General features: G+C 69.9%; 7 protein-coding genes. 2 read left to right on the top strand and 5 right to left on the bottom strand.

What is annotated here, in order from left to right; all coding sequences use genetic code 11:
- Window positions 1-128: 128 nt before the first annotated feature.
- Window positions 129-1,046 carry a LysR family transcriptional regulator gene (locus AC3WPZ_RS15405; RefSeq protein WP_492440414.1) on the top strand — a complete coding sequence of 306 codons (918 nt, stop codon included), beginning with the start codon at window positions 129-131 and terminating at the stop codon, window positions 1,044-1,046.
- Here the strand turns inward: AC3WPZ_RS15405 and AC3WPZ_RS15400 are convergent.
- Genes AC3WPZ_RS15400 through AC3WPZ_RS15390 form a run of 3 tightly spaced genes read right to left on the bottom strand, consistent with a single transcriptional unit; the run spans window position 1,043 to window position 4,555 of the window.
- A complete protein-coding gene (locus AC3WPZ_RS15400; RefSeq protein ID WP_492440412.1) occupies window positions 1,043-2,584 on the bottom strand; it encodes an AMP-binding protein in 1,542 nt (513 codons plus the stop codon). The genes AC3WPZ_RS15405 and AC3WPZ_RS15400 overlap by 4 nt on opposite strands.
- Window positions 2,585-2,597: 13 nt before the next feature.
- Entirely contained in the window at window positions 2,598-3,734 is a 1,137-nt protein-coding gene (locus tag AC3WPZ_RS15395) for a DUF5938 domain-containing protein (protein ID WP_382327797.1), read from the bottom strand.
- A 14-nt stretch (window positions 3,735-3,748) separates the two neighbouring features.
- A complete protein-coding gene (locus AC3WPZ_RS15390; RefSeq protein WP_444687769.1) occupies window positions 3,749-4,555 on the bottom strand; it encodes an SDR family NAD(P)-dependent oxidoreductase in 807 nt (268 codons plus the stop codon).
- Between the two features lie 142 nt (window positions 4,556-4,697).
- Between AC3WPZ_RS15390 and AC3WPZ_RS15385 the strand changes: the two genes are divergently transcribed.
- Window positions 4,698-5,369, top strand: coding sequence for a TetR/AcrR family transcriptional regulator (locus tag AC3WPZ_RS15385; RefSeq protein WP_492440410.1), 672 nt, complete (start codon window positions 4,698-4,700; stop codon window positions 5,367-5,369).
- Window positions 5,370-5,375: 6 nt separating this feature from the next.
- Here AC3WPZ_RS15385 and AC3WPZ_RS15380 read toward each other — a convergent pair whose 3' ends face one another.
- The gene (locus AC3WPZ_RS15380) at window positions 5,376-5,711 is read right to left on the bottom strand and encodes a DMT family transporter (RefSeq protein ID WP_291111674.1); all 336 of its coding nucleotides are present in this window, start codon (window positions 5,709-5,711) and stop codon (window positions 5,376-5,378) included.
- Window positions 5,708-6,448, bottom strand: a complete 741-nt coding sequence (locus AC3WPZ_RS15375; protein WP_492440408.1) for an SDR family NAD(P)-dependent oxidoreductase — start codon at window positions 6,446-6,448, stop codon at window positions 5,708-5,710. The genes AC3WPZ_RS15380 and AC3WPZ_RS15375 overlap by 4 nt, the downstream gene beginning before the upstream one ends.
- Window positions 6,449-6,451: the final 3 nt, after the last annotated feature.

Here is a 6,451-nt window from a genome sequence, read left to right as displayed (position 1 = left end):
GGGGCGGAACAGGGGGGAGGTCATGGCGGGCTTTCGGTGAAGTGGGAATGGACAGCATGGTCTCGCGATCCATTCATTTGAAAAACCACCTGGTCTTTGAATCCATCTTCAAGCAGAATTTGAAAATCATGAAAGCCCTGCAGGACCTGGACATCTTCGTGCGCACCGTCGACAGCGGCAGCTTGTCGGCCACGGCGCGCGCGCTCGACCTCACGCCGGCCGCCACCAGCGCCGCGCTCAAGCGGCTGGAGGCCGAACTGGGCGTGCCGCTGTTCGTCCGCTCCACGCGCAGCCTGCGGCTCACGCAACAGGGCGAGCGTTTCCTCGAACAATGCCGCCCGGCGCTGGAGGCGCTGCAGCAGGCGAGCCAGCAGATCGGCGCGGGCGAACAGGCCCTGCGCGGCTTGCTGCAGCTCGCCGCGCCGTCCGACCTGGGCCGCAACCTGCTGCTGCCCTGGCTCAATCAGTTCCAGGACGCGCACCCGCAGGTGGACATCCGCCTGCTGCTGTCGGACAGCATCGCCAACGTCTACAGCAGCCCGGTGGATGCGGCCTTCCGTTATGGCAAACCGCCGGACTCCAACCTCGTGGCCCTGCCGCTGGCGGCCTCGCACCGGCGCGTGCTGTGCGCCTCGCCGGCCTACCTGGCGCGGCACGGCGCGCCCGCGACACCGCACGAGCTGACCGGGCACGACTGCCTGTGCTTCATGCTCCACGACGAGGTGCACGACCGCTGGCGCTTCTCGCGCGGGGACGCCAGCCCGGAGATCACCGTGCGCGTGAAAAGCGTCAACGTGTCCAACGACGGCGACGCGGTGCGGCGCTGGGCCCTGCTGGGCAAGGGCATCGCCTACAAGTCGTTCTTCGACGTGGCCGACGACCTGGCGCAGGGCCGCCTGCAGGCCCTGTGCACCGACTGGACCACCGAGGCCGTGCCGCTGTTCCTCGTGATGCCCAGCCGGCGCCAACTCACGCCGCTGGTGCGCTGCCTGCGCGACTTCATCGTGGAGCGCACGGCGCCTTTGCTCGCTCAGGCGCCGGCTTAGCGCCCCATGCGCGCCAGCAGCTCGGCGCGGATGTCCTTCTTCATCACCTTGCCGACCTTGGAGCGCGGCAGGTCGGGCCAGACCTCGACCCGCTTGGGCGCCTTCACGCTGCCGATGCGCGCCTTCACGAAGGCGATGATCTCCTCGGGCACGAGCGCGCGACCCGCGTGCGGCTGCAGCACCGCCACCACCGCCTCGCCCCACTTCTCGTCGGGCAGGCCGATCACGGCGCTGTCCTGCACGTCGGGGTGCTGCATCAGCGCCTGCTCGACCTCGACCGAGTAGACGTTGAAGCCGCCGGTGATGATCATGTCCTTGGCGCGGTCGACGATGTAGAGGAAACCGTCCGCGTCCAGCCGGCCGATGTCGCCGGTGTGGTGCCAGCCGAAGCGGCCGGCCTCGGCCGTGGCTTTCGGATCCTGGTAGTAGCCCATCATCACCAGCGAGCTGCGCACCACGATCTCGCCGGTCCCGCCCGGGGGCAGCAGCACGCCTTCGCTGTCCATGGTCGCCACCTGCACCAGCGGGCCGGGCCGCCCGGCGGACGAGAGGCGCTCGCGCGCCACGCTGCCGTCGGCGTGGAAGTGTTCGCGCGGCGACATCATGGAAATCATCATCGGCGCCTCGGTCTGGCCGAAGAGCTGCGCCATCACCGGGCCGATCTTGCTCAAGGCTTCTTCCAGCCGCGCGGCCGAGATCGGCGCGGCGCCGTACCAGAAGCACTGCAGCGAATCGAGCTTCGTCGTCGCCAGCCGCTCGTGCTGCAGCAGCATGTAGATCAGCGTGGGCGGCAGGAAGGTGTGGGTGACGCGGTGGCGCTCGATCAGCGCGAGGAACTCGCCCAGGTCGGGCTTGGGCATGATGACCACGCGCCCGCCCAGCGCCATCACCGGCAGGCACAACACGCCGGCCGCGTGCGTGAGCGGCGCGAGCGCCAGGTAGGTGGGCCGGCCGTCGAACGGGTAGCCCATGAGCGTGAGCGCGCTCATGGTCTCCAGGTTGCGGCCCGAGAGCATCACGCCCTTCGGGCTGCCCGTAGTGCCGCCGGTGCCCGCGATCATGGCCAGGTCGTCCACCGGGGGCACCTCCACCGGCTCGTCGCTGGTGCCGTCGGCCCATTGCGCCCAGGAGGGCGCGAAGGGCAGCACGGCGTCGAGGCACACGTACACGCGCACCTTGGGCAGCTGCGCGCGCATCTGCTCGACCATGGGCGCGTAGGCGCTGTGGAAGATCAGGCAGCTGCAGTCGAAGGCGTCGAGCACGTAGCGGTTTTCCGAGGCCTCGTTGCGCGGGTTCACGGGGCACCACACGGCGCCCGCGCGCGAGATGCCGAACACGCAGGCAAAGGCCAGCGCGTCGTTGCTGGAGAGCACCGCCACCTTGGCGCCGGGGTCGATGCCGGTGCGCGCCAGCGCGCGCGCCACGCGGTGGCTGATGCGCCGCACGTCGTCGTAGCTCAGGTCCATGCCACCCATCGAGAGACAGGGCGCGTCCGGGCCGAGCATGGCCCCCTTGTCGAGGTAGTCGATCAGTCGCATGGAGGGGCCCGTTTCACACGTGCACGGTCAGCACCGGGGCCTGCACCAGGCCGAAGCCGCGCAACGCACCGAGCAGCTCGTGGTGGCCGAAGGCCTGGCAGCCCGAGGCGAAACCCACGCGCTTCGGTGGCTGCTGCAGCAGCCAGTTGGCGGCGAAGGCCTGCATCATCCCGGTCTGCTTGTAGTTGCAGTTGCCGAAGATGACGCAGTGCGCGCGACCCAGCGGGCCCGAGGCGTGCACCGAGTCGACCGACTTGTTGATGCGCGGGTTCTCGCGCGGCGGCATGGTGTTCATCACGCCGGCCGCGGTCTGCGCGAGCGCGGCGTAGCGGTCGTCGGGGTTCATGTCCTTGGTGGCTTCCAGCGCGGCGGCCACGATCAGCGGCACGCCCTGCATCAGCGGCTTGTTGAACACGCCGCCGAGCACCTTCACGTTGGCCACGCGCGGATCGCGCTTGAACCACACCGGGTGCGAGGTGCCGCCCCAGGGCAGGGCCAGCGCCATCTCGTGCTGGCCGGGAATCGCCAGCTGGTAGAGCCCGGCGTCGGGCTGCCATTCGACGAACTGGTTCTGCTGCAGGTGGTAGGCCTTGGCCATGGCGGCATTGACCAGGATGGTCTGCGTGGACGCGATGGTCGGGCTGCCGCCCCAGAACACCGCGATGTCCAGCGTGTCCAGGCCCGGCGTCTCCAGGCAGAGCTGCGCGGCGATCTCGCCGGTGGTGTACATCTGCGCCAGGCCGGGCGAGAGCAGCAGGCCGGCGTTGGCGAACTTCTCGCCGTACTGCTCGTCCAGCGTGATCAGCCAGTCCTGCTCGCCGGTGGTGTCGGTGTAGTGGCACTTCGCGGCCAGGCAGGCCTGCACCACCTCGGGGCCGAACTTCGCGAACGGGCCGACGGTGTTGAGCACGACCGAGGCGCCCTTGAAGAGCTCGGTGAGCGCCTTGACCGAGTGCTCGACCTCCACCACCTCGAAGCTCGCGGTCTCGATGCCGGGCACGTTGGCCTGCATGGCGGCGTTGAGCTTGTCGGCGCTGCGGCCGGCGGCGATGAAGGGGATGTTGTATTCGCGCAGGTACTCGCAGACCAGGCGGCCGGTGTAGCCGGAGGCGCCGTAGACGATGACGGGTTTCTTGCTGGTTTTGCTCATGGTGTTCTCCCGGTTCACATGCCCATGCCGCCGTCGACCGGCAGGCCCGCGCCGTTGATGAAGCGCGCCGCGTCCGAACAGAGGAAGACCACCGCGTCCGCCATGTCGCCCACCTCGCCCAAGCGGCCCGAGGGGGTCTGCTCGATGATCGCGCCCACCGCCGCGTCGGGCGAGGCGAACAGGCCGGCGGCCACCACGTCGGTGGCCAGCTTCATGCCCATCTCGGTCGGCACCAGGCCGGGGTAGATGCAGTTCACGCGCACGCCGTAGCCGAGCTTGCCGGCCTCCATCGCGGCCACGCGGGTGAGGCGGTCCACCGCCGACTTGGTGGCCGAGTAGCCCGCGATGGCGGGGAAGGCGATGGTGGCGGCGACCGACGAGATGTTGACCACCGCCCCGCCCTGGCCGGCAGCGCCGTTGGGCCGCATGGCGCGGAAGGCGTGCTTGAGGCCCAGCGCCGTGCCGACGATGTTCACGTCCAGCATCTTGCGCAGCGCCTCGGGCTCGATGTCGGCCACCAGCGCGGTGACCTCGATGCCGGCGTTGTTGATCAGGATGTCGAAGCCGCCCAGCGTGTCCACCGTGGCCTTCACGGCGGCCTGCCAGTCGGCCTCCTGCGTCACGTCGAGCTTCACGAAACCGGCTTTCGCGCCGCCGGTGACGGGCAGCTTGCCCGCCGTCTCCTGGCCGAGCGACGTGAGCACGTCGCCAATCATCACCGAGGCACCCGCTGCCGCGAGCGCCTGTGCCATGCCTTCGCCGAGGCCGCGCGCGCCCCCGGTGACCAGGGCCTTGCGGCCGGTCAGATCGAACTTCGCCATGTTTGTCTCCTGGTGTGTGTGGACCGTGTTCTTCGAGGAACGGCTCCATGCTACGGAGATTTCTTGACAAGTGTCAAGATTTTTCTTGACGACTGTCCAAATTCGAATGGCGCGGGCGGGCGGCCGTCCTTACAATGGCCCGATGAGCAAAGCGCCCCCCCGCAACGACAAGTTCAACGAACGCCGCGCCGAACTCGGCGAGGCCGCGCTGCAGACGCTGGCCGACCTGGGCTACGCGCGCACCAGCCTGCGCGAGATCGCGCAGAACTCGGCGTTCTCGCACGGCGTGCTGCACTACTACTTCACCGACAAGCTCGACCTGATCCTGTGCAGCGTGCGCCAGTACAAGGCGCGCTGCGTGACGCGCTACGACGAGGTCACGACGACCTCCACCCACTTCGAACAACTGCTCGACGGTTTTGCCGACGCGCTGGGCGAGACGCTGCGCACCGAGACCACCATGCACCGGCTCTGGTACGACCTGCGCTCGCAGGCGCTGTTCGAGGAGGCGCTGCGCGACGACGTGGAGGCCATCGACAAGAGCCTGGAGAAAATGATCTGGCGCGTGATGCAGCGCCTCTCGGAGCTCGCGGGCGCGCCGGTGAAGGCGCCGAGCGAGGTGGCCTACGCCCTGCTCGACGGCCTGTTCCAGCAAGCCCTGCTCAAGCACCTCTCGGGCGACAGGAAGGCCATCGCCACCCTGCAGGCCGGCGTGCGCCTGGTGGTGCTGCAGATGATCGACGCGCCCGCCGCCGCCACGCCCCAGCGCGCGAAGAAGGCGCCCCGGCGCAGGCCCGCCACCGCCGCCGCCTGAGCGGCGCTACGTCGTGGCCTTGAGGCCGGCCACGCCGACCAGGATCAGGCCCATGCAGGCGAGCCGGAACGGGTCGCCGCTCTCCCCCATCCAGGTGATGCCCGACAGCGCCACCGTCACGCAGCCCACGCCCACCCACACGGCGTAGGCGGTGCCCATGGGCAGGTCGCGCAGGGCCAGCGTCAGCAGGCCCAGGCTCAGCGCGACCACGCCGAGGCCGATCACGCTGGGCCAGAACACGGTGAACTCCTGCGAGCGCTTGAGCGCGATCAGCCACACCGGCTCCAGCAGGGCCGCGAAGAGCAGGATCAGCCAGGCGGTTTTTTCCTGAGAGGCGATCATGCGGCGTACCCCCCGTCGACGGCGATCGATGCGCCCGTGATGAAGCGCGCGCCGTCGCCGGCCAGGAAGGCCACCAGCGCCGCCACCTCGTGCGGCTCACCGTACCGGCCCAGCGCCACATGGGCGCGCTCGCCCTCGGCCTGCGGGCTGTCCGCCGGGTTCATGTCGGTGTTGATCGGGCCGGGCAGCACCAGGTTGGCCGTGATGCCGCGCGGCCCGAGGTCGCGCGCCAGGCCCTTGGTGAGGCCGACCAGCGCGGCCTTGCTCATCGCGTACAGGCTCCAGCCCGCCTCCGGCACGCGCTCCGAGAGGCAGCTGCCGATGCTGATCACGCTGCCGCCCGGCGCCATGTGCGGCACCGCGGCGCGCGTGGCGATCACCGTCGCGGCCATGTGCACGGCGACCAGCGCGTCGAGCTGCGCATCGGTGGTCTCGTCGATGGCGCCACCGGCGTAGATGCCCGCGTTGTTGACCAGGATGTCCAGCCGGCCGTGCACCTCGCGCGCGCGGCCCACCGCGGCGACCAGGGCCAGGCGGTCCGCGCTGTCGGCCTGGATGGCGCTGCAGCGCACGCCCTCGGCCACGATGGCGTCGTGGGTGCGCTGCGCCTGCGCCGAGACGTGCTGGTGGGTGAAGGCCACCTCGGCGCCGTGCTGCGCGAGCTGGCGCGCGATGGCCGCGCCGATGCCCCGGCTGCCGCCGGTGACGAGCGCCACTTTTCCCTGGAGCGGTTTCATGTC

This window comes from Hydrogenophaga sp. FW305-3-2-15-A-LB1 (assembly GCF_058787875.1).
This window is presented reverse-complemented; position numbering and strand designations above follow the sequence as displayed.

Coding starts and splice junctions, on each gene's coding strand:
- AC3WPZ_RS15405 (WP_492440414.1), top strand. CDS start 129: ATGAAAGCCCTGCAGGACCTGGACATCTTCGTGCGCACCGTCGACAGC.
- AC3WPZ_RS15400 (WP_492440412.1), bottom strand. CDS start 2,584: ATGCGACTGATCGACTACCTCGACAAGGGGGCCATGCTCGGCCCGGAC.
- AC3WPZ_RS15395 (WP_382327797.1), bottom strand. CDS start 3,734: ATGAGCAAAACCAGCAAGAAACCCGTCATCGTCTACGGCGCCTCCGGC.
- AC3WPZ_RS15375 (WP_492440408.1), bottom strand. CDS start 6,448: ATGAAACCGCTCCAGGGAAAAGTGGCGCTCGTCACCGGCGGCAGCCGG.
- AC3WPZ_RS15380 (WP_291111674.1), bottom strand. CDS start 5,711: ATGATCGCCTCTCAGGAAAAAACCGCCTGGCTGATCCTGCTCTTCGCG.
- AC3WPZ_RS15385 (WP_492440410.1), top strand. CDS start 4,698: ATGAGCAAAGCGCCCCCCCGCAACGACAAGTTCAACGAACGCCGCGCC.
- AC3WPZ_RS15390 (WP_444687769.1), bottom strand. CDS start 4,555: ATGGCGAAGTTCGATCTGACCGGCCGCAAGGCCCTGGTCACCGGGGGC.